This window comes from Starkeya nomas, assembly GCF_902703545.1.
Lineage (GTDB): Bacteria > Pseudomonadota > Alphaproteobacteria > Rhizobiales > Xanthobacteraceae > Ancylobacter > Ancylobacter moscoviensis.
On sequence record NZ_CACSAS010000001.1, the window covers coordinates 3,268,007 to 3,292,390 of the forward strand.

Consider the following 24,384-nt stretch of genomic DNA (forward strand, 5'->3'; position numbering starts at 1 on the left):
CGCTCACGCTCGCTCGTAATCCACGAAGCTGAAGGCGTATTCGTCCTTCTCGCCCTGGATCGGTCCCTCGCGGCTCACTTCGCGCCACTGCGCCCGGTCGAAGGCCGGGAAGTGCACGTCGCCCTCCGGGGTGCCGTGCACCTCGGTGAAGCGCAGGCGAGCCGCACGCGGCAGGGCCTGCGCATAGATCTGAGCCCCGCCGATCACCACCATCTCGTCGACGCCGAGCCGCTCGGCCTCCAGCCCGCCGCGGTCGAGCGCCGCCGGCAGCGACGGCACCACGAGCACGTCGTCCGGCGCGGCGAAGCTGGTGTCGCGGGTGATGACGATGCTGGTACGGCCCGGCAGTGGCTTGCCGATGGATTCGAAGGTGCGCCGCCCCATCAGGATCGGCTTGCCCCAGGTGATGGCGCGGAAGCGCTTGAGGTCGCCCGAGATGCGCCAGGGCAACTCCTCGCCTCGTCCGATCACGCCGTTCTCGGCGACGGCGGCAACAAGGATCAGCTCCGTCATGCGGCCCTCCCGGTAAGCTGCGCGAGCGCGGCGTCCGCCGCGGCAAGGCCCGTGAGATGCGCGCCATGCGCGGTGGAATAGGCATGCGCCGACACCGCCTCGCCGGCGAACAGGATGCGATCGCCCAGCGGCCGACCAAGGCGTGCGCGCACATGCGCGAAGCCCGGCAGCGCGCAGCTATAGGCGCCGCCGATCAGCGGGTCCGCCACCCAGCCGGTCGTGGCGAAGCCGGCGACGTGCTTCTCGATATCGGCGCCGAAGGCATCCTTCAGCGCCGCCAGGCCGAAGTCGCGCATGGCATCGGGGCCGGCCTTGACCAGCCGCGCGGCGTTGTCGCCGCCGAGCTGGCCGATGGCCATGTTGGCGCCGAAGGGATTGAGCGTGAAATTGACCGGACGGCGGTCGGGATTCCGCAGGTCGATGGTGTCGACATAGGTCGTCGGCGCCACGCCGAAGACGTCGCGGTCGAACAGGAAGGCCACCTTCTCCGCCGCGCCCAGCGGCAGCGCCTCGAAAGCCTCGGCGAGGTCCGGCGGCAGCAGCGGCGCGAAGGCCAGTCCGCCCCGCGCGATCACCGTGGTGGGCACGGCGATGATGACGAGCCGCGCCTTCAGCGTGCCGCGCGGCGTCTGGAGCGCCACGCCGCTGCCCGACCAGTCGACGAGCGACACCGGACAGCCGGTGACGACGGGCAGGTCCGGCGCCGCGTGGGCCGCCACCGCCTGCACCAGCGCGCCATAGCCCTTCTCGACCGGGTAGTTCTCGCCCGTGTCGGTATAGGCGGCGTAGTCGAGCGTGGAGAGCCGCTCAGGCTCCGCCGCCGACATCAGGGTGAGCCAGTGCCGCGCCAGCCTTATCCACGGGCTGCCCTTGTCGAGCACCTCGCTGGCGGCGATGTCCCGGCCTTCCTCGCCGGCGTGGTGAATGGCGGCGTAGGCCGCGTCGATCGCCTGCCACGCCGCCTTGCGCTCGTCCTCGTCCGCCCAGCGGTCGCCAAGATGCGTGGCGCGGGCCTGCCGGCTGCCGCGGGAGAGATAGGAAAGGCCGAGTTCGTCGGCGGCCGCGCGCAGCGGATTGACGGAGGCCGAATGCAGCCAGTGGCAGCCGCGATCCCACGCGACGCCGAAGGTCGCGGTGTCCGTCCACGCCCGGCCGCCCGTCCGCGAGGCCGCTTCCACCACCAGCACGTCGATGCCGGCCCGGCGCAGCTGCGCGCCCGCGGCAAGCCCCGCCGCTCCGGCGCCGACGACGATCACCTCATGACTGGCGGACACGGCTCACGTCCCGGCTGGAGAAAACTATTTCTTGCGGAAGGCGTCGAGCCGCACCACCTGCGCGCCACCGGTCCCGCCGTCCTTCGGCTCGGCCTCGCCCTCGTCGGCCTTCGAAGCGGGCGACGGCTTGGCCGCAGCGGACTTGCCGGCCGGCTTGCCGTCCTTCCCCTCCGGGGCATCGCCGGATGCGTCGACAGCCCGGGCCGCAGCAGGCACCGGCTTGGGTTCAGCCTTGGGTTCCGCCTTGGCGGCGGGCGCCGGCTTCGGCGCCTTCGCTTCTGTTCTGGTGGAATCAGACTTGGCGGCGTCGGATTTACCGGTTTCCGACTTGCCGGTTTCCGACTTGCCGACGTCCGACTTGCCGGCATCGTCCTTCGCGGCGCCGCCCGACCGCGCGGCGGTCCGGGTCGACGGCACGGAGGTCGGCCGGGCGCCGGAGATCGGCGTCACCGGCGCCGGCGCCGGCGCCGGCGCCGGCGCGGCGGGCTCTTCGGCTTCCTCGTCGGCATCTTCCAGCTCGTCATCCGTCATCGGCTCGAATTGCAGGCCGAACTTCACGGAAGGATCGAAGAAGCCCTTGAGCGCGGCGAAGGGAATGTGCAGCCGCTCGGGAATGCCGTTGAAGGACAGCCCAACCTCGAAGAACTGGTCGGTGACCACGAGATCCCAGAACTGGTGCTGGAGGACGACGGTCATCTCCTCCGGGTATCTCTCCTTCAGGCGCGGGGAAAGCCGCACGCCAGGGGCCTGCGTGTCGAAGGACACATAGAGATGGTGATCGCCCGGCAGCCCGTCGCGCGCGACATCGGTCAGCACCCGGCGCACGACGCCGCGCAGCGCATCCTGCACGAGCAGGTCATAACGAATTAGGTCGACGCTCATGCCGGCAATGAACCCGATTCCAGCGACAATCGCCAGCCGGAAGGTGAGAATGAAGTGGAGGCTTCTGTTGCCAGGTGCCTCCGAACCCCGCCTCACGGTGCTACCCGCTAGGACTTATTTTCCGTAGATCAAACCGCTCACGCGGCCTGAGCAACCGGAGCATAGTTGTCGTTGGCAACTATAAGTTTGGTCCGATGACGGCGGTACCATGCCGAGCGAAAGAATGCCCTTTACGCCCCCGTCGATCCTGTTTCGCCCCCGCCGCAGGCCACCCGCGCGGGATGGGCTCCGGTGGAGGCGCCGGGTACTGCCCCCGGGTCCGATGGGTTTATTCCGACAACCGTTTATCGCCATAGCCGGCTTGCGCCGGCACGGATGAATATAGGGACTTGCCCGCCGGGTTGGAAGAGGGGCCGGCAACAGAGGTCGCCGTCATCCCCGCTCACGCTTCGGTCTGGTCGCCGAATTGCGCCCGCTCCATGGGCAGATCGCCGGCGTCGCGGCCTTCCAGCCGCTGGTCGAGGCCGGCGATCTTCTCGCGCAGGGCCATGAGGATGATCCGCCGCATCAGCGCATAATCGAGCCGCACGTCCGAATGGGCGCTGCGCAGCGCCTGCCCCTCGCGCAGCACCAGAACCGGCGTCGTGTGCGCATGCTCCACCGCGAAGTCGAGCGGATGCGTCGGGTCCTGCTCCAGCAGCTCCAGATGGCGGCGCAGCCGGTGGCGCTCGGTGCGCAGCGTGTCGATGCTCTCGATCATTCCATCCTCCCTCCGGCCGCGGCGATACGGGAACAAGTCGCGCGCGATGCGTCGGGTTCCCATGCTACCGTCGCCCGCGCGCCGCCGCAGCCTCCGGTTCGATCCCGCCCCGAAAAGACCCCAGAAATGCCCCGGCCGAGGGTGGAACGCCCGGCGCTCCCGGCCGTTTGCCCCTGCACCGCCCGGAACGCTCCGGGACGGTTTGGGGAGCAGGTATGGGGGAAGACATGGAGACAGGACCATGAGGACCGCGAACTTCACCCTTGGCCTTGCGACCGGCCTCGGCCTGACGGCGCTGGCGGTGACGCCCGGCCTGGCGCAGGAGCTTTATGTACGCAGCGCCGAACCGGTGGGGCCCGGCGTGGTCGTCGTCGAGGAGCCCGGCTATCTCGGCGCCGGAGAGAGGGTCATCGTCCGCGAGGCGCCGGCGCCGGTGATCGTGGAGGATGCGCCCGAGCGCGTCATCGTGACCGAGCCGGCGGACGGCCCCTTCGCCCCCGAGGTCTATGTGCGCCGCACGCCCCTTCCGCCCGAGCCCGTGCCCCACGGCTTCTACGATGGCGGCTGCCAGACGGTGGAGCGCCAGTCGCGCTCCGGCATCGTGACCGTCGGCACCGTCTGCGACTAAGCGTTGTCTGCGACTAAGCGTTGTCTGCGACTAAGCGTTGATAGCACCCGATCGGACGCGGGCGGCCGGATGCGCCGCCCGCGTCGATGCGCTATATGTAGTGGCGTCCGAACCCCACGGGACGATAGGCATGCGGCAATATCACGAGTTTCTGGAACGGGTGCTGCGCGAGGGCCTGCGCAAGGACGACCGCACCGGGACGGGCACGCTCTCCCTGTTCGGCCACCAGATGCGCTTCGACCTTGCCGAGGGGTTCCCGCTCGTCACCACCAAGAAGCTGCACCTGCGCTCCATCATCCATGAACTGCTGTGGTTCCTCGCCGGCGACACCAACATCCGTTACCTCAAGGAGAACGGCGTCTCCATCTGGGACGAATGGGCCGATGCCAACGGCGATCTCGGCCCGGTCTACGGCCATCAGTGGCGCTCCTGGCCGGACGGGCATGGCGGCGTGATCGACCAGATCGCGCAGGTCGTCGCCGACATCCGCCGCAATCCGGATTCGCGCCGGCTGATCGTCTCCGCCTGGAACCCGGCGGATGTGCCGAAGATGGCGCTGCCGCCCTGCCACTGCCTGTTCCAGTTCTACGTGCTGGACGGCAAGCTCTCCTGCCAGCTCTACCAGCGCTCGGCCGACATCTTCCTCGGCGTGCCGTTCAACATCGCCTCCTATGCCCTGCTCACCCACATGGTGGCGCAGGTGACGGGGCTGAAGGTCGGCGACTTCGTGCACACTTTCGGCGACGCGCACATCTATCTCAACCACCTCGAGCAGGTGCACGAGCAGCTCTCGCGCGCCCCGCGCCCGCTGCCGACCTTGAAGCTCAATCCGGCGGTGGCGGACCTCTTCGCCTTCCGCTTCGAGGACATCGCCATCGAGGGCTACGATCCCCATCCGGCCATCAAGGCGCCCGTCGCGGTCTGATGCGGCACGGGCTTCGGGCTTGACCCGGCGGGCCCGTTTCCGGCAAGCGCTGGTGCCACCACGCTGTGCCGGAGATATCGATGTCGCTGACCATTCGCCCCGCCGAGCCCGCCGACGCCGGGCTCATCTTCGATTTCGTGCGCGAGCTCGCCGAATACGAGAAGCTGCTGCACGAGGTCGGCGCCACGGTCGCGGACATCGAACGCGACGTCTTCGGCCCCAATCCCCGCGTGTTCTCCGACATCGCGGAATGGGAAGGCGAGCCGGCCGGCTTCGTGCTGTGGTTCTACAATTACTCGACCTTCCGCGGCCGGCACGGGATCTTCCTCGAGGACCTCTTCGTGCGGCCGGCCTTCCGCGGGCGGGGCATCGCGACGGAGCTGATGCGCCATCTCGCCCGCCGCTGCGTCAAGGAAAGCCTCGATCGCTTCGAATGGTCGGTGCTGAACTGGAACGAGCCGGCGATCCGGTTCTATCGCGCGATCGGCGCCCTGCCCATGGACGCCTGGACCCTGCAGAGGGTCAGCGGCGGGGCATTGAAGAAGCTCGCCGCCGGCTGAACGAAAAAAGCCGCCGGCACGGAGCCGGCGGCAAGTACGAGCGGGGGTGCTCGGGAGTCATTGGTCCGAAAGAAGGAGAGACGCCGCTCAGAGCGGCTCGCCCTCGGGGGCGGGGCCATCCGGCATCGGGCCGGGGCCCATGCGGTGGTGCATCGGGCCGCCCTCGCCGCCGCGACCCGGGCCGAAGCGGTGCGGGCCGTGGCCCCGCTCGCGGTCATGCCCGGCGAAGGCCATGTGCGGATGCTGCACCTGCCGGAACAGCACGCCGAAGCGACGCTTCTGCGCCTCGTCGAGGCTGTCGTAGAGCGGGGCGGCCGCGTCGGCCAGCTTCTTCATCGCCGCTCCGCGCTCGACCATGCCGTCAGCACGCTGGCGCAGGCGCTCGATCACGTCGGGGCGCTCCGCCTTGGCGACATCGCCCGCGGCATTCTCATCCTTGGCCTGCCCGGCCTTCGCGGCGTGGCGTTCGGCCCGGCGCTCGATACGCGCCTTCGAAGCGTCCTGAAGCGCGGTCTCCAGCGCCGGCCACAGCTTTTCCTGCTCCGCCGAGAGGCGCAGCCCCGCCTTGAGCGCGGCGATGCGGGCATCGCTCATCGCGCCGGCGAATTCGGCGATCTGTTCGGGGCTGGGACGGGAGCGTTCGCCGGACTTCAGTTCCGGCGCGGCCAGGCCAAACGTTGCACTGGCGAGAAGGGCGGCGGCGGTAGCCGCGATAATCGTACGTTTCATCGGCCTCATCTCCTGTGGAGGTGAGACCGATGTTGCAGCGGACACCGAAGAACTTCAAATGAAACTTCGGTAATGAACCTGAATGACTTTCAGAAACAAAGATGAACAGCCATTCAGGTTCATGAATAGTCATTAACCGGGAGAAATCATCTTCTCCGGACGAACGATCGCGTCGAACTCCTCGTTCGTGACATAGCCGCCGCCCACCGCTTCGTCGCGCAGCGTGGTGCCGTTCTTGTGCGCGGTCTTGGCGATCTTGGCGGCGTTGTCGTAGCCGATCTTCGGCGCCAGCGCGGTGACCAGCATCAGCGAGCGCTCCAGCGCCGCCTTGATGTTGTCCTCGCGCGGCACGATGCCGACGACGCAATTGTCGGTGAAGCTGATCGCGGCGTCGGCGATCAGGCGCACGGACTGCAGGAAGTTATAGGCCATCACCGGGTTGTAGACGTTCAACTCGAAATGACCCTGGCTGCCGGCGAAGCTGAGCGCGGCGTTATTGCCGAACACCTGCACGCACACCTGCGTCAGCGCCTCGCACTGCGTCGGATTCACCTTGCCCGGCATGATCGAGGAGCCCGGCTCGTTCTCCGGCAGGGAAAGCTCGCCGAGGCCGGAGCGCGGGCCCGAGCCGAGCAGGCGGATATCGTTGGCGATCTTGAACAGCGACACCGCCACCGTGTTGATCGCCCCGTGCGAGAACACCATGGCGTCATGGGCGGCGAGCGCCTCGAACTTGTTCGGCGCCGAGGTGAAGGGCAGCCCGGTGATCTCCGCGATCTTGGCGGCGACCTTCTCGGCGAAGCCGACCGGCGCGTTCAGGCCCGTGCCGACAGCGGTGCCCCCCTGCGCCAGCTCCATCAGCGCCGGCAGGGTCTGCTCGATGCGGGCGATGCCGTTCGTCACCTGCTGGGTGTAGCCGGAGAACTCCTGGCCAAGCGTCAGGGGCGTCGCATCCTGCGTATGGGTGCGGCCGATCTTGATGATGTGCTGCCAGGCTTCCGCCTTTTCCGCCAGCGCGTCGCGCAGCTTGACGAGAGCCGGAAGCAGCCGGCGGACGATCTCCACCGCCGCGGCGACATGCATCGCCGTCGGATAGGTGTCGTTCGACGACTGGCTCATGTTGACGTGGTCGTTCGGATGAACAGGCTTCTTCGAGCCCTTCTCGCCGCCCAGCATCTCGATGGCGCGGTTCGAGATCACCTCGTTGGCGTTCATGTTCGACTGCGTGCCCGAGCCCGTCTGCCAGACCGCCAGCGGGAAATGCGCGTCGAGCTTGCCGTCGATCACCTCCTGCGCCGCCGCGACGATCGCCGCCGCAACCTTGGGGTCGAGATGGCCAAGCTCCTGATTGGTCTCCGCCGCCGCCCGCTTGATCACGCCGAGCGCGCGGATCACCGGCAGCGGCTGCTTCTCCCAGCCGATCTTGAAGTTGCCGAGCGAGCGCTGCGCCTGCGCGCCCCAGTACTTGTCGTTCTCCACCTCGATAGGACCGAACGTGTCGGTTTCGATGCGGGTGTTGGTCATCGTCAAAGCCTTTCGGGATCAGGCGTCTCACGGCCACGCCATTAGGCGGGACGCCGGGGTGTGCGCCGTCCGTTTAGCATGCGGAAGGATGTGGGAAAATGCGACCTCGGACGGGACGCCCGCTTGACGCATTCCCCCTTTCGGAATCACGAAGGCGCGAGCCGAAGAGCAACCAAGTACCGCGCGAACAAAGGGGACGGTATTTCTATACTTATAAATAACGACCAAAATTAATTATATAACACCCGACAAATTTGTACTTTAACGAATAATGAAGCTAGACTCTCTTTCGCAATGCGGTATCTGGCAGTATCAAACTTTCGCCGACATTATCGAATCAACTAAGAAGAGTGAGCGACGCGAACAACTTCTGGCCGCGTTTCTTCTCTCTTTGTTCTGGAAATGGCGCTCGTGGCCGACATTGTAAATCTCAATCGGTATCGCAAGCGCATCGCGCGGGCGCACGCGGAACAAAACGCCGCGGCGCGGCGTTTGGAGTTTGGCCGGTCAAAGGCTCAGCGGGAGCTGGAGGCCGCACAGGAGCGGCAAGATGAAAAGTCGCTCGACGGGCACAGACGCATACGAGAGGACGACACATGAAGAGCCCCGTTGTTAAGCGGTCCATCGTGATTGCCGGGCACAAGACGAGCGTCAGCCTGGAAGATCAGTTCTGGGATGCCCTCAAGGAAATCGCCGCAAATCGCCGCAGTACACTTTCGGAGATCGTGGCTTCCATTGATTCGGGGCGCAATCAGGGCAATTTGTCCTCAGCGATCCGTCTCTACGTGCTGGCCCATTACCGCAATCCGCCGACCCGCGACACGATCGACGCCCCCGAACGGAACGCGGCCGCGCGCCCTACCGTTGCGTAAGACCGCGCCGTACACCATATCGGCACTGGCGGTGCGTTGTAACCGAATGCCTCGTCACCTATAACCGCCTCTCCGCGCTTTTCGCATGGAGGGGCGCGGTCTTTCCTGCACGGTGGCGTCTGGCGGTTCTGCGCATGCGAGCCCTGACACTGCCGGGCGCGCAAACGGAGTGGGCGCGGAATGTCGTGGAAGAACCAGAGCGGTGGGCCATGGGGTGGTGGTCCGCGCGGCCCCTGGGGCACTGGTCCGCAATCGTCGGGACCGAATAATTCTCCCGATCTCGAAGAACTCATCCGCCGGGGCCAGGAAAGGTTGCGCACCGCCGTGCCCGGCGGCTTCGGCAGCGGCAAGGGCATCGTCGTGGTGGTGGTCCTCGCCATCGTGGCCTGGCTGCTCTCCGGCTTCTACCGCGTCGAGCCCGACGAGCAGGGCGTGGTGCTGCGCTTCGGCAAGTTCGTCGCCACCTCCAATCCCGGCCTGAACTACCACCTCCCCTACCCGATCGAGACCGTGCTCACCCCGCAGGTCACGCGCGTCAACCGCATCGACATCGGCATCCGCACCGGCGACGACCCGCGCCGCGGCGCCGCCATGCGCGACGTCTCCGAAGAGAGCCTGATGCTCACCGGCGACGAGAACATCGTCGATGTCGACTTCGCCGTGTTCTGGATGGTGAAGCCCGCCGCCCCCGGCTCGGCCGAGGACATCGGCGCCGCCAACTTCCTGTTCAACGTCCAGAACCCGGAAGGCACCATCAAGGCCGTGGCCGAAAGCGCCATGCGCGAGGTGGTCGGCCGCACCAACATCCAGCCGATCCTCACCGGCGCCCGCCAGAACATCGAGACGGCGGTGCAGGAGCTGATGCAGCGCACGCTCGACAGCTACAAGTCTGGCATCCTCGTCACCCAGGTCCAGCTGCAGAAGGTCGATCCGCCCTCGCAGGTGATCGACGCCTTCCGCGACGTGCAGGCCGCCCGCGCCGACGCCGAGCGCCTGCAGAACGAGGCGCAGGCCTATGCCAACCGCGTGGTCCCGGAAGCGCGCGGCGAGGCCGCCCGCATCACCCAGGGCGCCGAGGGCTACAAGGAGCGCGCGATCATCGAGGCGCGCGGTCAGGCCTCGCGCTTCCTCAGCGTGCTGACCGAGTACCAGAAAGCGCCGGACGTGACGCGCCAGCGTCTCTATCTCGAAACCATGGAGCGCGTGTTCGGCGGCATGGACAAGGTCATCATCGATCAGGCGGCGAGCGGAACTTCCGGCGTCGTCCCCTATCTGCCGCTCGCCCCGCTCAGTGGTCGCGGCGCCGCCCCGGCGGCCGGCCAGGGAGCTGCGAAATGAAGAACAGCCTCGGCCTGATCCTCGCGGTCGTCGCCGCCGCGATCCTGATCGCCCTCTATTCCGCACTGTTCTCGGTCTACCAGACCCAGCAGGCGCTGGTGCTGCGCTTCGGCGAGCCCGTGCGCGTGATCGAGCAGCCCGGCCTCAACGTGAAGATCCCGCTGGTGGACAGCGTGATCTTCGTCGACAAGCGCATCCTCGATCTCGAGAACCCCTCGCAGGAAGTGATCGCCGCCGACCAGAAGCGCCTCGTGGTGGACGCCTTCGCGCGCTACCGCATCGTCAACCCGCTGCGCTTCTACCAGTCGGTCGGGTCGATCGAGGGCGCCAATTCGCGTCTCGCCACCATCCTCAACTCGTCGCTGCGCCGGGTGCTCGGCGAATCCACCTTCACCGAGGTGGTGCGCGACCAGCGCGAGAACCTGATGGCCCGCATCCGCGATCAGGTGAACCGCGAGGCCGCCGGCTTCGGCATCAGCGTGATCGACGTGCGCATCCGCCGCGCCGACCTGCCGGAAGCCAACAGCCAGGCGGTGTTCCAGCGCATGCAGACCGAGCGCCAGCGCGAGGCGTCCGAAATCCGCGCCCAGGGCGGCGAGGCGGCGCAGACCATCCGATCGCGCGCCGATCGCGATTCGACGATCATCGTCGCCGAGGCGAACGCCACCGGCGACAAGCTGCGCGGCGAGGGCGAGGCCCAGCGCAACGAGATCTTCGCGCAGGCCTATGGACGCGATAAGCAGTTCTTCGACTTCTATCGATCCATGCAGGCCTACGAGGCCTCGATGAAGAGCGGGGACACGCGGATGCTGCTGACGCCGGATTCGGAGTTCTTCCGGTTCTTCAACAATCCCGCGCCGACCGCTCCGGCTCCGGCTTCCGCCGGCGCCGCCCCGGCCGCGCCCGCCAACTGACGCGGCGGGCAATGTCCGATCTCGTCGTCGCCCTCGGCCTCGTCCTGGTGATCGAGGGACTGATGCTGGCCGCCATCCCCGGCGCGGTTCGCCACGCCGCGGAGGCGATCGGACAGGTGCCCGACATGCCCCTGCGCATCGCCGGCATCGGCGGTGCCATTCTCGGCGTCCTCATCGTGTGGCTGATCCGCGGCTGATCCGGTTTCCGGGTCAGCCGCACGCCTCCCGCCTCGCGCGCTTTTGGCTTGCATCACGCCCGGCGCGGGTTAGCGTCGGTCGGATCGCGGCGCACGGCGCGCAGCCGTGCCGCTTGTTCGGCGTGGCGGCACCGCCCCTGCGGCGCAGCGGCACCTAGGAGGCCTTATGTTTCAGCGTGTTGAGCGTATCGTTCGCAACCGTCCCGCGCCGCCCTGCGGCCGCCGCCTGATGCGCGGCCTTGCCGCCGCCGGCCTGATGGTCGCATCCGCCTTCGCCGCACCGACTGCCACGCTCGCCGCTGCCACCAAGGGACCGGACACGGTCGCCGACACCGCCGCCCAGGTGATGGACGCGGTGGTGAACATCTCCACCTCGCAGACCGTCGCCCCCTCGCGCGGCGTGCCGACGCCGGAGCTGCCGCCCGGCTCGCCCTTCGAGGAGTTCTTCGAGGAATTCTTCAAGCGCCGCCAACAGCAGGGCGAGGACAACGCCCCGCGCCGCGTCTCCTCGCTCGGCTCGGGCTTCGTCATTGACGCGACCGGCTACATCGTCACCAACAACCACGTCATCGCCGACGCCGACGAGATCTTCGCCAACTTCTCCGACGGCACCAAGCTGAAGGCCGAGGTGGTCGGCCGCGACACCAAGATCGACCTCGCCCTGCTCAAGGTGACGCCCGAGAAGGACAAGCCGCTCAAGGCGGTGAAGTTCGGCAATTCCGACATTCTGCGCGTCGGCGACTGGGTGATGGCCATTGGCAATCCGTTCGGCCTCGGCGGCACGCTCACCGTGGGCGTGATCTCGGCCCGCAACCGCGACATCAACTCCGGGCCCTACGACAACTTCCTGCAGACCGACGCGGCCATCAACCGCGGCAATTCCGGCGGCCCGCTGTTCAACATGGACGGCGACGTGATCGGCATCAACACCGCCATCATCTCGCCGTCGGGCGGCTCCATCGGCATCGGCTTCGCCGTGCCGTCGAACACCGCCGTGCCGATCATCGCCCAGCTCAAGGAGTTCGGCGAGACGCGGCGCGGCTGGATCGGCGTGCGCATCCAGCAGGTGACGCCGGAGATCGCCGAGAGCCTGTCGCTCGGCAAGCCGCGCGGCGCGCTGGTCGGCAGCGTCACCGAGGAAGGCCCCGCCGCCAAGGGCGGCCTCAAGGCCGGCGACGTCGTCGTCACCTTCGACGGCAAGGAAGTGAAGGACATGCGCGGCCTGCCGATCATCGTGGCCGACACGCCGGTCGACAAGCAGGTCGAGGTCGTGGTGATCCGCAAGGGCGAGGAGCACAAGCTCAAGCTCGTCGTCGGCCGCCTCGACGAGGAAGAGACCAAGGACAGCGCGGCCGAGACGCCCGAGCAGAAGCCGGACGCGCAGCCCCCGGTCGCCACGACCAAGGCGCTCGGCGTCGAGATGGCCGAGCTGACGCCCGAGCTGCGCACCCGCTTCAAGATCAAGGACGAGCTCAAGGGCGTCGTGGTGATGACGGTCGAGCCGGGCTCGGTCGCTGCCGAGCGCGGCATCGCGCCGGGCAACCTCATCGTCGAGGTGAATCAGGAAGCGACGATGACGCCGAAGGAAGTGCAGGACCGCGTGGCGGCGCTCAAGAAGGAGGGCCGGCGCTCCGCCCTGCTCATGCTGTCCGACGCCGAGGGCCAGGTCCGCTTCACCGCCCTGCCGATCGAGTGAGGCCGAGGCGCCCGCAGGCGCCTCGGCCTCACCGATAATCCCCAAGCCTTATCCCCGGGCCCGGCCCGGGGAACCATGGCTGCAAGCACCGCGTTCGATCCGCCACGACACCGGCGATCGCCGGAAGCCATGCGTGCAAGCCATGTGCGCCCATGACGGCAGCCGACACGGCACCGTCCGATCAGCCCGGCAATCGCATCATCTTTTCAGGAAAGCGCCGGAGAAAACGGCAGGTGCGCACGCCCGCCCGTCAGGGCTTCTTCGGCGGCAGCGGGGCGGTCGGCGGCGCGCCCGCCTGCTGCGACTTGCGCTCGGTGAGCTGCACGGTCCAGCTCTTCTGTTCCTGCGTGTCCACCTCGAAGAAGCCGGTGCGGTCATAGCCGCGCGCCAGGCAGTTCTCGATGCCGCGAATGGTGAACTCCTTCTCGCGCGTGCACATATAGGCCTTGCCGGCCCATTCCCCGCCGAGATCGTAGTCGATGGCGTAGACGTAATAGAAGCGCGCCACGAGATCGCCGCGCAGCAGCGTCTCGCAGCTGTTGGGGCCGATGTTCCACCAGCCCTCGGTCGCCCAGGCATTGCCGTCCTTGTAGCCGAGCGCGATGCCGATGCGGCTGGTCGAGCGGTTGCACAGGCGGAAATCCGCCGAGGCCGGCGTCGGCATCAGCGCAAGCAGCACCGGCGCCGCGAGGAGTACCGGCAGCAGCGCGCCAAGGGCGGCCCGGCCGGGCTTCCTGCCGGCGGCAGCGCTATTACTCGTCGACGAGGACCGCTCGGAAGTCATTGACGTTGGTGCAGGTGGGACCCGGGTTCAGCAGGTCTCCCAGGGGCTCGAAAAAGCTGGTGGAATCGTTATTGGCGAGAAAGGCGGCAGGATCGAGACCGGCGGCCTTGGCGCGCGCCAGCGTATCCGGCAGCACATAGGCGCCCGCCGGGTCGCTGGCATCGCCGCCGCCGCCATCGGTGCCGTCGGTGTCGCCGGCCACCGCGTAGATGCCCGGCGCGCCGGCGAGCGCCACCGCCAGCGCCAGCGCGTATTCCTGGTTCGGGCCGCCGCGCCCCTGCCCGCGCATGGTCACGGTCAGCTCGCCGCCGGAGAGCAGCACCGCCTTCTTGCCGGCCGCCTTCAGCTCCTGCGCCTTTGCCGCCTGAGCGGCCGCGACCTCACGGGCCTCGCCTTCGAGATTGTCGCCCAGCAGCACCGGCTCGACACCCGCCTCGCGGGCCAGCTTCTCCGCCGCCACGAAGGAATCCGCCGGACGGGCGATGAGGATGTATTCGGAATTGGCGAAAGCCGCGTCGCCCGGCTTGGGCGATTCATTGGCCGGATCGCGCAGCGCCACCGCGATGGAGGGCGGCGGGTCGATGCGGTAGCGGGCCAGCACGTCGCGCGCCTCCGCCAGCGTGGTCGGGTCCGGCACGGTCGGCCCGGAGCCGATGACCGCCGGATCGTCGCCCGGCACGTCGGAGATGGAGAGCGTCACCACCTTCGCCGGCTGGGCCAGCGCCGCGAGACGGCCGCCCTTGATGCGCGAGAGGTGCTTACGCACGGTGTTGATCTCGGTGATGTTGGCGCCCGAGCGCAGCAGGGCGCGGGTCAGGGCGCGCTTGTCGTCCAGCTCGACGCCGAGCGCCGGGGCGATCCAGTTGGCCGAGGCGCCGCCGGAAAGCAGCACCAGGACCAGATCGTCGGCGGTCGCCGAGGCGGCAAGGTCGAGCGCCTTCTGCGCACCGGCGAGCCCGGCGGCGTCCGGCACCGGATGCCCCGCCTCGACCATCTCCAGCTGCCGCGTCGGGCGGCCATAGCCATGGCGGGCGACGCCGATGCCGGCGAGCCGCTCGGGGTCGAAGCCGAGCTCGTCGAGATAGTGCTTCTCGGCGACTTCCAGCATGGAGCCGGCCGCCTTGCCGGCGGCCAGCAGGATCAGGCGGCCGCGCGCGGGCGGCGGCGGCAGGGCCGGAGGCAGACACGTCGCGGGATGGGCGGCGGCGACCGCCGCCGTGAACAGCCGATCAAGAAAGGCACGCGCCGAAACGTCCGTCATCACACCCTACCCCGCCCCGAAAGGGGCTCCCCGCCAGTGTCACCGGCCGGCCTTGCATTATTGCGCGCGAACGGGTTCGAATCCGCCGCACGACGCGAAACGGGCGTATTCCTATGGCACGGGGAGCCCCACGTCACTATCCTCTCCGTACTTAGTCGAAGCCCACGGGGAAATATGCGCCGCCTCTCGACGGAAGACCTTGCGACGGATGATCTCGCCGGAAGGGAACAGCCCGACCGTGCCGCACCGGGCTTCGCCGCCTTCGAGCGGATCCCCGGCGGGCTGGAGAGCGGCCTCATCCTGATCTGCGACCACGCCTCGAATGCGCTGCCCCCCGGCTATGGCTCGCTCGGCCTGCCCAAGGCCGAACTGGACCGCCACATCGGCTACGATATCGGCGCCGCCGGCGTCACCCGCATGCTGGCGCACCGGCTCGGCTGCCCGGCGCTGCTCACCCGCTTCTCACGGCTGCTGATCGACCCCAACCGCGGCGAGGACGACCCGACCTTGGTGATGCGCCTTTCGGACGGCGCGGTGATTCCTGGAAACCGTCACGCCGCCGCGGACGAGATCGAGCGCCGGCTCACCCGCTTTCACCGCCCCTATCACGCCGCCATCGATGCGGAGATCGACGCCGCGCTGGAGCGGGGGATCGTGCCCGCCATCTTCTCCATGCACAGCTTCACACCCGTCTGGCGCGGCGTGGCGCGCCCCTGGCACGCCGCGGTGCTGTGGGACAGCGATCCCCGCCTCAGCCGCGAGCTGATCGACGGGCTCAGGGCGCCGGGGGACCTCATCGTCGGCGACAACGAGCCCTATGACGGCGCGCTGCGCGGCGACTGCCTGTTCCGCCACGGCACGCTGCGCGGCCTCGCCCATACGCTGCTGGAGATCCGGCAGGATCTGATCGCGGAAGAGGATGGCCAGCGCCGGTGGGCGGACCGCCTTGCCGGCCTGCTGCCGGCACTGCTCGCCCGGCCCGAACTGCACGAAGTGCGCTCCTACGGCTCGCGCACCGGCCCTGTTCCGCCTATCTAGCGAAGACGGCGCCACGTCGCAGACGTCACGCCGCACGCGCCACACCGCACGCGCCATGCCGGGAGGCACACAATGAGCGAACTCGACGACAAGACCCGTACCGAGCTGGAAGCCGCCGCCTTCCGCCGCCTCGTCGCGCATCTGCGCGCGCGCACCGACGTGCAGAACATCGACCTGATGAATCTCGCCGGCTTCTGCCGCAACTGCCTGTCGAACTGGTATCTCGACGCCGCCAGGGAACGCGGCGTGCCGCTGACCAAGGACGACAGCCGCGTGGCCGTCTACGGCATGCCCTATGAGGAGTGGAAGGCCACCTATCAGGCCGAGGCGACGCCCGAGCAGAAAGCCGCCTTCACCGGGCCGGGCTCGCACTGACCCCTCCTGCCCCGTGCGGCCCGTCCGGCGCCGAACCCGCCCCTTTGCCAGTGGATAGCGGGCGTAGGCGGCGGGCCTGCGGCCCTCGGGCACCATCCGCGCCTTGACGGGCCGGCTCTGTTCCGTTCCTGATCGCCGCCCGATTTATGTTCTAGACGCCGGGCTCCGCCCGCCGCCCTGGAGAGACCATGTCCGATATTCCCAACGACCAGCCGCTGTCCGACGCCGCCGCCGGCTTCGCCAAGGAGCAGCTCAAATCCTTCATCGAGCGCATCGAGCGCCTCGAGGAGGAGAAGAAGACCATTTCCGACGACATCAAGGACGTGTTCGCCGAAGCCAAGGGCACCGGCTTCGACGTGAAGGCGCTGCGCGAGATCCTGAAGATCCGCAAGCAGGATGCCGACCAGCGGGCCGAGCATGAGGCGATCGTCGATCTCTACCTGCAGGCGCTTGGCATGGTCGGCTGAGGCCACCGCTCTCCGGCACGATCGCTGCCGCCGAACAAAAAGCCCCGGGAACAGGCCGTTCCCGGGGCTTTTTGTTTGATGATCAGGTCGAAACGCCGCTCTGACGCCCACGCGGCGGCGGGCGGTGCCTCACAGGCGCTTCTTGATCGGCGCCGGCCCCGACACCATCGCCACCACCGGCACCGCGACGATCGCCGCCCCGGTGAACTGCGTGGTCGACAGGCCGTTCGTGCCATCGGTGCCGAAATGCGTCTCCACCACCTGGCGCGGCGGCGCCACGAAGGCCGCGAAACGGTGCAGCTCCGGCGTGCGCAGGTTGACGTTGTTGGCCACCGTCGGGCCGCTGAACAGGCGACGGATCTCCGCCAGCATGTCCGCCGAGTGGCTGCGGCGCTTGTTGCGCGCCTGAGCGGCGGCCGCCGGGGTCGGACGGGCGGCATCGGCCGCGCCGGCCGGCGCGCGGCCGGGCTGGAGGCGCTCGGACGGGAAGAGCGGGGCGGTGGCGTCCGCGTAGGAGAGCGCCGGGCCGGCGCCGTCGGTGCCGCGCACGATGAGCTCGGGCAGGCCGCCGGCGTCGCCGGGACGGGCCTGCGGCCGCGGCACGGGCGCACCGGCGCTGGCGACCACCATGGTCGCGTCCGGCGCCTGCGCGGGACGCGCCTGCGGCAGCGGGACGGCGGCGGCGAGCGCCGCCAGCTCCGCCCGGTTGTCGGCCGGAGCCGGGATCGCGGTGGGCTCGAGGGCCGCGACGCGCGACAGCGGATTGGGCTGGGGACGCGGCACGGGCGCGGCGGAGGCGACGGCGACGGGCGCCGCAGGGGCTTCCTCGTCATCCGCGGCCGGGGCAGCCGCCGGCGCCGGCCTGGCGGGAGCGGCAGCCGCGACGACCGGGGCGGCGCTCTCCTCCTCGTCCTCATCCTTGCCGAACAGGGCGGCGAAGAGATTCTTGGCCGGCTTGCCGGAAGCGGTGCCGCGGCTGTTCGAGGCGAAGGCGGCACCGGCGCCGCCGGCACGCGAGCCGTGCGATTCGATATCGGCGAGGGCCATCGCATAGCCGGACATCGGCTTGCCGTCGGCCGGGATGTGCACGGTCTTGCCGTCCGGGAACACGCGGGCGAGCTCGGGCCGGGTCATGCGCGGCCAGTGGCGCACGCCGCCGGTGTCCATATGCACGAAGGGCGAGCCGGAGGTGGGGTAGAAGCCGACGCCGCCGCGCTGCAGACGCAGCCCGGCCTCGCGGACCTTCGCCAGCGGCACGCCGGGAATGTAGAAGTCCATCGCCTTGCCGAGCATGTGCTGGCTGGACTTGGCCACGCCGCGCGAGCGCGAGCGCAGCATGGAATTGGTCGCCGGGGAGCGGTAGCCGCCGATCACCTGGATCGGCTGCGTCGCGCCGACCTCGCGATAGACCTCCCAGACGATGTCGAAGAGCTGGGGGTCCATGTTGGTCGGCTCCTTGCGGCGCCAATCCTGCATGAGAATGTTGAGCTGCTTCAGCGCGGCCGGATCGTAGCGGCCGTTCCGCTTGAAGGTGACGGTGGCGCTGGCGCCGGAATGGACGTGCTGGAAGCTCAGCGTTCGCGTGTCGCCGTTCGCGACGGCGTCCTGCAATAAATTCGCGCTGCACAGCGTCGCGGCCACGGCGAGCGCGACGGCGGCGACAGACTTTCCGGAGCGAAGAGCGAGATTGATGCGCACGAATCGGAACCCGAACTGAACGTTTCCTTGAGACGACACGGACAACACGTCCGGGCCGTACATGGTGAACATAGTCTTCTCGGGTTTGGTTAAGAGGTCATTACGACCTCACCCCCACGCCTATTGCCTCTCTGGCTAAGAAGCGACTGTGGCAAAAGAGTGCCGCACCGTCAAATTTTCGACAGCTCATCACACATCGCCGGATTTTTCTCTGATGCGTGTCAAATGAGCCACAGGTGACTGTGCACGCAGCCCCGCGAAGGCGCGCTACAGGCGCCTTCGCACATGCGAGAAGCGAGGATGAGCCTTCCGCGCCAGCAGACGGCGTCAGCGCGGGCGGACCGCCGCGCCGCGATCGGCGACCCGCCGCGTGCCGTCGAGGCCGAGGATCGCCTTGGTCGCGGCGTTGGTGCCGTAGATGTCTTCGCGGGTGACCAGCTGGCCGGTGCCGTCGACATAGGTGGTGAAGTAGACGAGGTGCACCGGGAAGCGCTGCTTGAGCGGCAGCGACTTCTCATTGCCCCCGACCAGCCGCGACAGCCGCTGCTGGCTCCACCCCTCGCCCGGCGAGCCGACGGCGAACAGCGCCTCGGCGAAGGCCAGCGGCTCGTGCACGCGCACGCAGCCATGGCTGAAGGCCCGGCGGTCGCGGGAGAACAGCGAGCGGCTCGGCGTGTCGTGCAGATAGACCGCGTGCTTGTTCGGGAACATGAACTTCATGCGGCCCAGCGCGTTGCGCTCGCCCGGTGCCTGGCGGAAGGAATAGCCCTGCGCGCCCCGGCTCCAGTTCACCGAGCCCGGATCGATGATGCGCCCGTTGCGCACCACGTCGATGCCCTGGCGCTCCAGCGCATAGGGGTCGGCCATCAGCTTGGGCAGCATCTCGTTGCGGATGATGCCGGGCGGCACGTTCCAGGACGGGTTGAACACCGCGTACTGCATGTTCTCTGACATGATCGGCGTCTGGTTCTCGGGCTTGCCGACGACCACGCGGGTCTCGTGCACGGCCTGCTCGTTGACGACGATGCGCACCATGTATTCGGGGATGTTCACCATCACATAGACCGGCGCCACGTCGTGCGGCACCCAGCGCCAGCGTTCCATGTTGGCCACGATGTCGTGGAGCCGGTCGCCACTGGCCCCGGCATTCAGCGCCGCCAGCGTGCCGCGGCCGACAATGCCGTCCGCGCTCTGGCCGGACAGGCGCTGGAACTCGCGCACGGCGTCCACGAGCATCGGATCGTAGACCGAATCCTCCGGCGCGCCGCCGATGCCGAGCCGCGCCCGCAGCAGCGGCACGCGCGGATCATTGTCGCCCGGACGCAGAGACGGACCCGGGGGGATCGCCGCGTGGGAGACCGCCTGACCCTCGGTCATCAGCCGCGCGAGCTGGGTCTTGAGCAGGCGATACTCGTCATATTGCGGGGCGAAGGATTCGAAGGCGGCGCGCGCATTGGGCGCCGTGCTCACCGTCGCCAGCACGGCGGCGGGGTCCGGAACGGTCGGGCTCGGATCGACGTCCTTGGAGATGATCTTCGGGTCGAAACGCCCGCTCTGCACATGGCGCGCATAGAGCAGCGTCGTCGCCGCAAGGCGCAGTTCCATCTCGGCGAGCTGCGTATCGCTCGGCGAGGCCGGCAGCGCCGGCACGAGGTAGTCGGCGGGGTTCAGCCCTTCCACCGCCGAGGCCGCGAACTGGTCGAGCGCGATCTGGCCGAGCGGGGCGATGCCCTTGCCGCCGGTGAAGACCGGCTGATAGCCCCGCGCGCCGTAGAAAGCCGCCAGCGCCTGCTGCTCTCCCACATTGGGGGTGAAGCGGATGAGCTGATTGCCGATCATCTCGGTGAGGCGTGCCGGCACCGTGGCTCCCGGCGCGGCCGCGTCCGGGACGCTGGCGGCGGTGGGATGCGTGGCACCGGGCGTCGCCGCCGCCGGAGCGGGAGTGGCGGGCGTCGCCGCGTTCCCGGAAGCCGCGCCCGGCGTCGCCGTGCCGGTTCCGGTCTCCGGCGCGCCGCGACCGACCGCCGGCTCGGCGGGCACATCCGCCTGCAGCGCGAAGGGGGCGGGCTCGGCATGCATGGCGAGAGCGGCGCCGGGCGCCGGTCCCACGCGGCGGCGCTCGCCGGCCATGTCAAAGGGGGCGTGGTCGTCGGCGACCACCGGCAGGGGCGAGGCCGCATGTCCGGTGTCGCGCATGCCGGCCGAGGACGAATCGAAGGCCGCCACGGTGTCGCCGGTGCCGCTGCCCGCGCGATCGACGGCGATGGCGGCGCCGGTCAGCTCCTGCGCCCGTGCCGTGAAGGGATTGCCGGTCAGCTTGCCGCTGAAGGTCGCCAGCCCCAGGCCTGTCGCCGCCGACAGCAGCAGCGCCGCCGCGCCCCTCAGGCGCCGCGTTCCCGAAGGCTGCACGCCGTGGCTACGCCCCGCACCATACTCGCCGCGACCGGACATCGATGTCTCCGCTTCCTCTCTCACCACGCCGGACCGGCCGTAGGGACGCCCTTGGGTATCCAACTACATTCCAACGCGAACCCTCAACCGTACAACTCACGATGACGGCAGAGTGTCCGAATCCGGCCGATCTCCAGCGCGCACCTTGCCCTGCGCGAGTAAAGGTCGTGTTAAGCATGTTCGTTCCGCGCGACATTGGGGAGAACGAAACGCGGGGCGCCCCGTCATCCCTTGCCGAAGATGCCGCGATTCCTATAATCCGCGCCTTTCCCGCGGGGGTACGAGCAAGAGAATGAGCGACCTGACGGCCGGAACGGCCACCGACCGGCGGCCCGTCGCCATCATCATGGGGAGCCAGTCGGACTGGGAGACCATGCGCCACGCGGCCGAGACGCTGCAGGCGCTGGGGGTCGGCCATGACTGCCGCATCGTCTCCGCCCATCGCACGCCCGACCGCATGTACGACTTCGCCAAGGGCGCGAAGGCGGCCGGCTACAAGGTCATCATCGCGGGCGCCGGCGGCGCGGCCCATCTGCCCGGCATGGTCGCCTCGCTCACCACCCTGCCCGTCTTCGGCGTGCCGGTGGAATCGAAGGCGCTTTCCGGTCTCGACAGCCTCTACTCCATCGTCCAGATGCCCGCCGGCATCCCGGTGGGCACCCTCGCCATCGGCAAGGCCGGGGCGACCAATGCCGGCCTGCTCGCCGCCGCCGTCCTCGCCGTCTCCGACGAGGCCCTGGCCGAGCGGCTGGCGCAGTGGCGGGCGGCGCGCACCGCCGCCGTGACGGAGCGGCCCGAGTGAACGCGTCCTACATGCTGAAGCCCGGCGCCACCATCGGCGTTCTCGGCGGGGGCCAGCTCGCCCGCATGATCGCCCTCGCCGCCGCCCCGCTGGGGCTGAAGGCGCACATCTACGCGCCGGAGGCCGGCAGCCCGGCCTTCGACGTGGCCAGCACCCACACGCAGGCCGCCTATGACGACCTCGCCGCGCTGGAGCGCTTCGCCCGGTCGGTCGACGTCGTCACCTATGAATTCGAGAACGTGCCGGTCTACACCGCCGATTTCCTCGCCGGCCACGTGCCGGTGCATCCGGGCGCGAAGGCGCTGGGCATCACCCAGGACCGGCTGGAGGAGAAGACCTTCGTCTCCCGCCTCGGCATCGAGACCGCCCCCTTCGCCGCGGTGAACAGCGTGGCGGAGCTGGAGCAGGCGCTCCAGGAGATCGCCCGGCCGGCGGTGCTGAAGACGCGCCGCTTCGGCTATGACGGCAAGGGACAGGTGATCATCCGCGAGGGCGACGATCTCGCCGCCGCCTTCACCGCGATCGGCCACCAGCCGGCGATCCTCGAAGGCTTCGTGCCCTTCGAGTGCGAGGTCTCCGTCGTCGCCGCCCGTACCGGGGACGGGCGCTTCGCCGCCTATGAGGTGACGCAGAACGAGCACCGCCATCACATTCTCTACCGCTCCACCGTCCCGGCCGAGGTAACCCCGGCCGTCGAGGCGGTCTCGCGGGAGATCGCGCGGCGCATCGGCGAGGCGCTCGGCTATGTCGGCGTGTTCGCGGTCGAGATGTTCCTCGTGGTGGTGGACGGCACGCAGGGCCTCATCGTCAACGAAATCGCCCCGCGCGTGCACAATTCCGGGCACTGGACGCTGGACGGCGCCGTCACCAGCCAGTTCGAGCAGCATGTGCGGGCCATCGCCGGCTGGCCCCTCGGCGCGGTCGAGCGGCTCGGCCGGGTGGAGATGACCAATCTCATCGGCGACGAGGCCGACGAATGGCTCGCCGTGCTCGACGAGCCCGGCGCCCACCTGCATCTCTACGGCAAGGAAGAAGCCCGTCCCGGCCGCAAGATGGGCCATGTGACGCGCATCTTCGAGGAGTGAACCACCGCCGCGCGCCGGCGGCGCACGCCGCCGGTCTCACGCGAAAGTGCGGGTGCGTTATTGTAAGATCGCCACACCGGCCGGCGTAATGATGGGCATCGCAACGCTCACGGTCCGCCCATGCCCTTCCTGCGCGAGAATTCCGGCAAGCTCAGCCCCGAGAAGATCGGCGCGCTCGTCGTCGTCCTGTTTCCCCTTGCCCTGCTGGCCGCCCGTGCCCTGAGCGGCGGCTTCGCGCCGCAGGACCCTTTCGGGGTCGGCGGCGGATTGGGCGGCGGTGGGCTTGCAGGCGGTGGACTTGCAGGCGGTGGATTGGGGGCCGGTCCCGGCCTCGGCGGTGGCGCCCTCGGGGAAGACCCGGCGCTGACCGCCCGGCCGCTGATCGAGGTCATCCGCTTCGTCGGCGACTGGTCGATCCGGCTGCTGCTGGTCACGCTGGCGGTGACGCCGGCGCGGCGGCTGTTCAACTGGCCGAAGCTCCTCAACGCCCGGCGCACGCTCGGCCTCGGCGCCGCCTTCCTCGTCGGCGTCCATTTCACCTTCTACCTCATCGACACCGCGAGCCTGTCGACCGCCGCGCGCGAGATCGTGCTGCGGATCTATCTCACCATCGGCTTCGCCGCCGTGCTCGGCCTGATCGCGCTCGCCGCTACCTCCTGGGACGGCGCGGTGCGGCGCATGGGCGCCGAGCGCTGGTCGCGGCTGCAGATGCTCGTCTATCCGGTGACGGCGCTCGGCATCCTGCATTTCTTCATGCAGCAGAAGCTCGACGTGACGGAGCCGACGCTGATGGCCGGCTTCTTCGTCTGGCTGATGGGATGGCGCGTGCTGCAACGCCATGGCTACGGTAGCAACCTCGCCGCCCTCCTCGCGCTGGCCGCGTTCTCGGGCCTCGCCACGGCGCTTCTCGAAGCCGGGTGGTATCTCGCCGCGACGGGGGTCGACCCGGCGCGCGTGCTGGCCGCCAACCTCGCCTTTTCCTATCCCATCCGCCCCGCCTGGTGGGTCGCCGGCCTCGGAGCGGCCGTCGCCGTCGCCAGCGCCTTCACCCTGCGCCTGCGCCCGCTGCCCGTTCGACGGACGGCACGGGCCTGAGCGCGCTTCGCCAGAGGTGACTCATGTCGGAAACACGCCCGCCTCTCCCGCCCTTCACCCGCGAGACGGCGATCCAGAAGGTTCGCGGCGCCGAGGATGGCTGGAACTCCTGCAATCCCGAGCGCGTCTCGCGGGTCTACACGCCGGACAGCCAGTGGCGGAACCGCGCCGAGTTCATCAACGGCCGCCCGGAGATCGTCGCCTTCCTCACCCGCAAATGGGCGAAGGAGCTGGACTACCGGCTGATCAAGGAACTCTGGGCCTTCACCGACAACCGCATCGCCGTGCGCTTCGCCTATGAATGGCACGATGATTCCGGCAACTGGTTCCGCTCCTACGGCAATGAGAACTGGGAGTTCGCCGAAAACGGCCTGATGCAGCGCCGCTACGCCTGCATCAACGACCTGCCGATCAGGGAAAGCGAGCGCAAGTTTCATTGGGACCGCTCCGGTCCGCGTCCGGCCGATCATCCCGGATTGTCGGAGCTTGGCCTTTAGGAACTCCGGTAAGCGCACA

General features: G+C 68.9%; 26 protein-coding genes and 1 other RNA gene. 16 read left to right on the forward strand and 11 right to left on the reverse strand.

The window, feature by feature from the left end:
• Nucleotides 1-3: 3 nt before the first annotated feature.
• The 5 genes from STARVERO_RS15590 to STARVERO_RS15610 form a co-directional block, all read right to left on the reverse strand.
• Entirely contained in the window at nt 4-513 is a 510-nt protein-coding gene (locus tag STARVERO_RS15590; RefSeq protein ID WP_159599874.1) for a dihydrofolate reductase, read from the reverse strand.
• Nucleotides 510-1,787: a flavin monoamine oxidase family protein gene (locus tag STARVERO_RS15595; RefSeq protein ID WP_159599876.1), complete on the reverse strand. Its 1,278-nt coding sequence runs from the start codon at nt 1,785-1,787 to the stop codon at nt 510-512. The genes STARVERO_RS15590 and STARVERO_RS15595 overlap by 4 nt, the downstream gene beginning before the upstream one ends.
• Before the next feature lie 24 nt (nt 1,788-1,811).
• Nucleotides 1,812-2,669, reverse strand: a complete 858-nt coding sequence (locus tag STARVERO_RS15600) for an SspB family protein (RefSeq protein WP_159599878.1) — start codon at nt 2,667-2,669, stop codon at nt 1,812-1,814.
• A gap of 53 nt (nt 2,670-2,722) precedes the next feature.
• Nucleotides 2,723-3,080: a transfer-messenger RNA gene (gene ssrA, locus STARVERO_RS15605) on the reverse strand.
• A gap of 31 nt (nt 3,081-3,111) precedes the next feature.
• Nucleotides 3,112-3,429 (reverse strand): hypothetical protein, encoded by a 318-nt coding sequence (locus STARVERO_RS15610; protein WP_159599880.1) that lies wholly within the window; start codon nt 3,427-3,429, stop codon nt 3,112-3,114.
• A 241-nt stretch (nt 3,430-3,670) separates the two neighbouring features.
• Here STARVERO_RS15610 and STARVERO_RS15615 point away from each other — a divergent pair, with 241 nt between their 5' ends.
• From STARVERO_RS15615 to STARVERO_RS15625, 3 genes are all read left to right on the forward strand, one after another.
• Complete coding sequence (locus STARVERO_RS15615; protein ID WP_159599882.1) at nt 3,671-4,057, forward strand: hypothetical protein; 387 nt, start codon at nt 3,671-3,673, stop codon at nt 4,055-4,057.
• A gap of 130 nt (nt 4,058-4,187) precedes the next feature.
• Nucleotides 4,188-4,982 carry a thymidylate synthase gene (locus tag STARVERO_RS15620; RefSeq protein ID WP_144344143.1) on the forward strand — a complete coding sequence of 265 codons (795 nt, stop codon included), beginning with the start codon at nt 4,188-4,190 and terminating at the stop codon, nt 4,980-4,982.
• Nucleotides 4,983-5,062: 80 nt separating this feature from the next.
• Complete coding sequence (locus STARVERO_RS15625; RefSeq protein WP_159599884.1) at nt 5,063-5,542, forward strand: GNAT family N-acetyltransferase; 480 nt, start codon at nt 5,063-5,065, stop codon at nt 5,540-5,542.
• Between the two features lie 87 nt (nt 5,543-5,629).
• Here the strand turns inward: STARVERO_RS15625 and STARVERO_RS15630 are convergent, their stop codons facing one another.
• Together STARVERO_RS15630 and fumC are read right to left on the reverse strand one after the other, a co-directional pair.
• Nucleotides 5,630-6,271, reverse strand: coding sequence for a Spy/CpxP family protein refolding chaperone (locus STARVERO_RS15630; protein WP_159599886.1), 642 nt, complete (start codon nt 6,269-6,271; stop codon nt 5,630-5,632).
• A 132-nt stretch (nt 6,272-6,403) separates the two neighbouring features.
• Entirely contained in the window at nt 6,404-7,795 is a 1,392-nt protein-coding gene (gene fumC, locus STARVERO_RS15635; RefSeq protein ID WP_144344140.1) for a class II fumarate hydratase, read from the reverse strand.
• 402 nt (nt 7,796-8,197) lie between these two features.
• On the opposite strand from fumC, the gene STARVERO_RS15640 reads away from it, so the two are divergent.
• The 6 genes from STARVERO_RS15640 to STARVERO_RS15665 all read left to right on the forward strand — a co-directional run bounded on the left by STARVERO_RS15640 (nt 8,198) and on the right by STARVERO_RS15665 (nt 12,812).
• Nucleotides 8,198-8,395: a DUF4169 family protein gene (locus STARVERO_RS15640; protein WP_244616782.1), complete on the forward strand. Its 198-nt coding sequence runs from the start codon at nt 8,198-8,200 to the stop codon at nt 8,393-8,395.
• Nucleotides 8,392-8,667 (forward strand): ribbon-helix-helix domain-containing protein, encoded by a 276-nt coding sequence (locus STARVERO_RS15645; RefSeq protein WP_144344138.1) that lies wholly within the window; start codon nt 8,392-8,394, stop codon nt 8,665-8,667. The genes STARVERO_RS15640 and STARVERO_RS15645 overlap by 4 nt, the downstream gene beginning before the upstream one ends.
• A 180-nt stretch (nt 8,668-8,847) precedes the next feature.
• Nucleotides 8,848-10,005, forward strand: a complete 1,158-nt coding sequence (hflK, locus tag STARVERO_RS15650) for an FtsH protease activity modulator HflK (protein WP_144344137.1) — start codon at nt 8,848-8,850, stop codon at nt 10,003-10,005.
• Nucleotides 10,002-10,919 carry a protease modulator HflC gene (gene hflC / locus STARVERO_RS15655; RefSeq protein ID WP_159599888.1) on the forward strand — a complete coding sequence of 306 codons (918 nt, stop codon included), beginning with the start codon at nt 10,002-10,004 and terminating at the stop codon, nt 10,917-10,919. Before hflK ends, hflC begins: the two co-directional genes overlap by 4 nt.
• 11 nt (nt 10,920-10,930) lie before the next feature.
• Entirely contained in the window at nt 10,931-11,116 is a 186-nt protein-coding gene (locus tag STARVERO_RS15660) for a DUF2065 domain-containing protein (RefSeq protein WP_144344135.1), read from the forward strand.
• A 166-nt stretch (nt 11,117-11,282) separates the two neighbouring features.
• Nucleotides 11,283-12,812, forward strand: a complete 1,530-nt coding sequence (locus STARVERO_RS15665) for a Do family serine endopeptidase (RefSeq protein ID WP_159599890.1) — start codon at nt 11,283-11,285, stop codon at nt 12,810-12,812.
• Between the two features lie 250 nt (nt 12,813-13,062).
• On the opposite strand, the gene STARVERO_RS15670 is transcribed toward STARVERO_RS15665, so the two are convergent.
• Both STARVERO_RS15670 and STARVERO_RS15675 read right to left on the reverse strand, forming a co-directional pair.
• Nucleotides 13,063-13,596, reverse strand: a complete 534-nt coding sequence (locus STARVERO_RS15670) for a DUF1036 domain-containing protein (protein ID WP_144344133.1) — start codon at nt 13,594-13,596, stop codon at nt 13,063-13,065.
• Complete coding sequence (locus tag STARVERO_RS15675) at nt 13,565-14,857, reverse strand: glycerate kinase type-2 family protein (protein WP_144344132.1); 1,293 nt, start codon at nt 14,855-14,857, stop codon at nt 13,565-13,567. Before STARVERO_RS15675 ends, STARVERO_RS15670 begins: the two co-directional genes overlap by 32 nt.
• Before the next feature lie 174 nt (nt 14,858-15,031).
• Between STARVERO_RS15675 and STARVERO_RS15680 the strand changes: the two genes are divergently transcribed.
• The 3 genes from STARVERO_RS15680 (at nt 15,032) to STARVERO_RS15690 (ending at nt 16,737) form a co-directional block, all read left to right on the forward strand.
• The gene (locus STARVERO_RS15680; RefSeq protein WP_144344131.1) at nt 15,032-15,895 is read left to right on the forward strand and encodes an N-formylglutamate amidohydrolase; all 864 of its coding nucleotides are present in this window, start codon (nt 15,032-15,034) and stop codon (nt 15,893-15,895) included.
• Nucleotides 15,896-15,967: 72 nt separating this feature from the next.
• Nucleotides 15,968-16,270, forward strand: a complete 303-nt coding sequence (locus STARVERO_RS15685; protein ID WP_159599892.1) for a DUF1244 domain-containing protein — start codon at nt 15,968-15,970, stop codon at nt 16,268-16,270.
• Nucleotides 16,271-16,458: 188 nt separating this feature from the next.
• On the forward strand, nt 16,459-16,737 hold the full coding sequence (locus STARVERO_RS15690; RefSeq protein WP_144344129.1) for a DUF2312 domain-containing protein: 279 nt from the start codon (nt 16,459-16,461) through the stop codon (nt 16,735-16,737).
• Between the two features lie 129 nt (nt 16,738-16,866).
• Here STARVERO_RS15690 and mepK read toward each other — a convergent pair whose 3' ends face one another.
• Together mepK and STARVERO_RS15700 are read right to left on the reverse strand one after the other, a co-directional pair.
• Nucleotides 16,867-18,435 carry a peptidoglycan L,D-endopeptidase MepK gene (gene mepK / locus STARVERO_RS15695; RefSeq protein WP_159599894.1) on the reverse strand — a complete coding sequence of 523 codons (1,569 nt, stop codon included), beginning with the start codon at nt 18,433-18,435 and terminating at the stop codon, nt 16,867-16,869.
• A gap of 327 nt (nt 18,436-18,762) precedes the next feature.
• The gene (locus STARVERO_RS15700; protein WP_159599896.1) at nt 18,763-20,886 is read right to left on the reverse strand and encodes a L,D-transpeptidase family protein; all 2,124 of its coding nucleotides are present in this window, start codon (nt 20,884-20,886) and stop codon (nt 18,763-18,765) included.
• Nucleotides 20,887-21,178: 292 nt separating this feature from the next.
• On the opposite strand from STARVERO_RS15700, the gene purE reads away from it, so the two are divergent.
• The 4 genes from purE (at nt 21,179) to STARVERO_RS15720 (ending at nt 24,365) form a co-directional block, all read left to right on the forward strand.
• Entirely contained in the window at nt 21,179-21,688 is a 510-nt protein-coding gene (purE, locus tag STARVERO_RS15705; RefSeq protein WP_144344126.1) for a 5-(carboxyamino)imidazole ribonucleotide mutase, read from the forward strand.
• Nucleotides 21,689-21,699: 11 nt separating this feature from the next.
• Complete coding sequence (locus STARVERO_RS15710; RefSeq protein ID WP_200837919.1) at nt 21,700-22,773, forward strand: 5-(carboxyamino)imidazole ribonucleotide synthase; 1,074 nt, start codon at nt 21,700-21,702, stop codon at nt 22,771-22,773.
• A 120-nt stretch (nt 22,774-22,893) separates the two neighbouring features.
• Nucleotides 22,894-23,868: a protein-methionine-sulfoxide reductase heme-binding subunit MsrQ gene (locus STARVERO_RS15715; RefSeq protein ID WP_159599900.1), complete on the forward strand. Its 975-nt coding sequence runs from the start codon at nt 22,894-22,896 to the stop codon at nt 23,866-23,868.
• 23 nt (nt 23,869-23,891) lie between these two features.
• Complete coding sequence (locus tag STARVERO_RS15720) at nt 23,892-24,365, forward strand: nuclear transport factor 2 family protein (RefSeq protein ID WP_159599902.1); 474 nt, start codon at nt 23,892-23,894, stop codon at nt 24,363-24,365.
• The last annotated feature ends 19 nt before the right edge of the window (nt 24,366-24,384 follow it).

What these genes read in the sequence shown, in the direction of transcription:
- STARVERO_RS15640 (WP_244616782.1), top strand. Translation starts at nt 8,198, where the DNA reads ATGGCGCTCGTGGCCGACATTGTAAATCTCAATCGGTATCGCAAGCGC.
- STARVERO_RS15715 (WP_159599900.1), top strand. Translation starts at nt 22,894, where the DNA reads ATGCCCTTCCTGCGCGAGAATTCCGGCAAGCTCAGCCCCGAGAAGATC.
- STARVERO_RS15670 (WP_144344133.1), bottom strand. Translation starts at nt 13,596, where the DNA reads ATGACTTCCGAGCGGTCCTCGTCGACGAGTAATAGCGCTGCCGCCGGC.
- STARVERO_RS15720 (WP_159599902.1), top strand. Translation starts at nt 23,892, where the DNA reads ATGTCGGAAACACGCCCGCCTCTCCCGCCCTTCACCCGCGAGACGGCG.
- STARVERO_RS15700 (WP_159599896.1), bottom strand. Translation starts at nt 20,886, where the DNA reads ATGTCCGGTCGCGGCGAGTATGGTGCGGGGCGTAGCCACGGCGTGCAG.
- STARVERO_RS15620 (WP_144344143.1), top strand. Translation starts at nt 4,188, where the DNA reads ATGCGGCAATATCACGAGTTTCTGGAACGGGTGCTGCGCGAGGGCCTG.
- STARVERO_RS15600 (WP_159599878.1), bottom strand. Translation starts at nt 2,669, where the DNA reads ATGAGCGTCGACCTAATTCGTTATGACCTGCTCGTGCAGGATGCGCTG.
- STARVERO_RS15685 (WP_159599892.1), top strand. Translation starts at nt 15,968, where the DNA reads ATGAGCGAACTCGACGACAAGACCCGTACCGAGCTGGAAGCCGCCGCC.
- fumC (WP_144344140.1), bottom strand. Translation starts at nt 7,795, where the DNA reads ATGACCAACACCCGCATCGAAACCGACACGTTCGGTCCTATCGAGGTG.
- STARVERO_RS15590 (WP_159599874.1), bottom strand. Translation starts at nt 513, where the DNA reads ATGACGGAGCTGATCCTTGTTGCCGCCGTCGCCGAGAACGGCGTGATC.
- hflK (WP_144344137.1), top strand. Translation starts at nt 8,848, where the DNA reads ATGTCGTGGAAGAACCAGAGCGGTGGGCCATGGGGTGGTGGTCCGCGC.
- STARVERO_RS15680 (WP_144344131.1), top strand. Translation starts at nt 15,032, where the DNA reads ATGCGCCGCCTCTCGACGGAAGACCTTGCGACGGATGATCTCGCCGGA.
- STARVERO_RS15630 (WP_159599886.1), bottom strand. Translation starts at nt 6,271, where the DNA reads ATGAAACGTACGATTATCGCGGCTACCGCCGCCGCCCTTCTCGCCAGT.
- hflC (WP_159599888.1), top strand. Translation starts at nt 10,002, where the DNA reads ATGAAGAACAGCCTCGGCCTGATCCTCGCGGTCGTCGCCGCCGCGATC.
- STARVERO_RS15710 (WP_200837919.1), top strand. Translation starts at nt 21,700, where the DNA reads ATGCTGAAGCCCGGCGCCACCATCGGCGTTCTCGGCGGGGGCCAGCTC.
- STARVERO_RS15665 (WP_159599890.1), top strand. Translation starts at nt 11,283, where the DNA reads ATGTTTCAGCGTGTTGAGCGTATCGTTCGCAACCGTCCCGCGCCGCCC.
- STARVERO_RS15625 (WP_159599884.1), top strand. Translation starts at nt 5,063, where the DNA reads ATGTCGCTGACCATTCGCCCCGCCGAGCCCGCCGACGCCGGGCTCATC.
- STARVERO_RS15610 (WP_159599880.1), bottom strand. Translation starts at nt 3,429, where the DNA reads ATGATCGAGAGCATCGACACGCTGCGCACCGAGCGCCACCGGCTGCGC.
- STARVERO_RS15675 (WP_144344132.1), bottom strand. Translation starts at nt 14,857, where the DNA reads ATGACGGACGTTTCGGCGCGTGCCTTTCTTGATCGGCTGTTCACGGCG.
- STARVERO_RS15615 (WP_159599882.1), top strand. Translation starts at nt 3,671, where the DNA reads ATGAGGACCGCGAACTTCACCCTTGGCCTTGCGACCGGCCTCGGCCTG.
- STARVERO_RS15660 (WP_144344135.1), top strand. Translation starts at nt 10,931, where the DNA reads ATGTCCGATCTCGTCGTCGCCCTCGGCCTCGTCCTGGTGATCGAGGGA.
- purE (WP_144344126.1), top strand. Translation starts at nt 21,179, where the DNA reads ATGAGCGACCTGACGGCCGGAACGGCCACCGACCGGCGGCCCGTCGCC.
- STARVERO_RS15645 (WP_144344138.1), top strand. Translation starts at nt 8,392, where the DNA reads ATGAAGAGCCCCGTTGTTAAGCGGTCCATCGTGATTGCCGGGCACAAG.
- STARVERO_RS15690 (WP_144344129.1), top strand. Translation starts at nt 16,459, where the DNA reads ATGTCCGATATTCCCAACGACCAGCCGCTGTCCGACGCCGCCGCCGGC.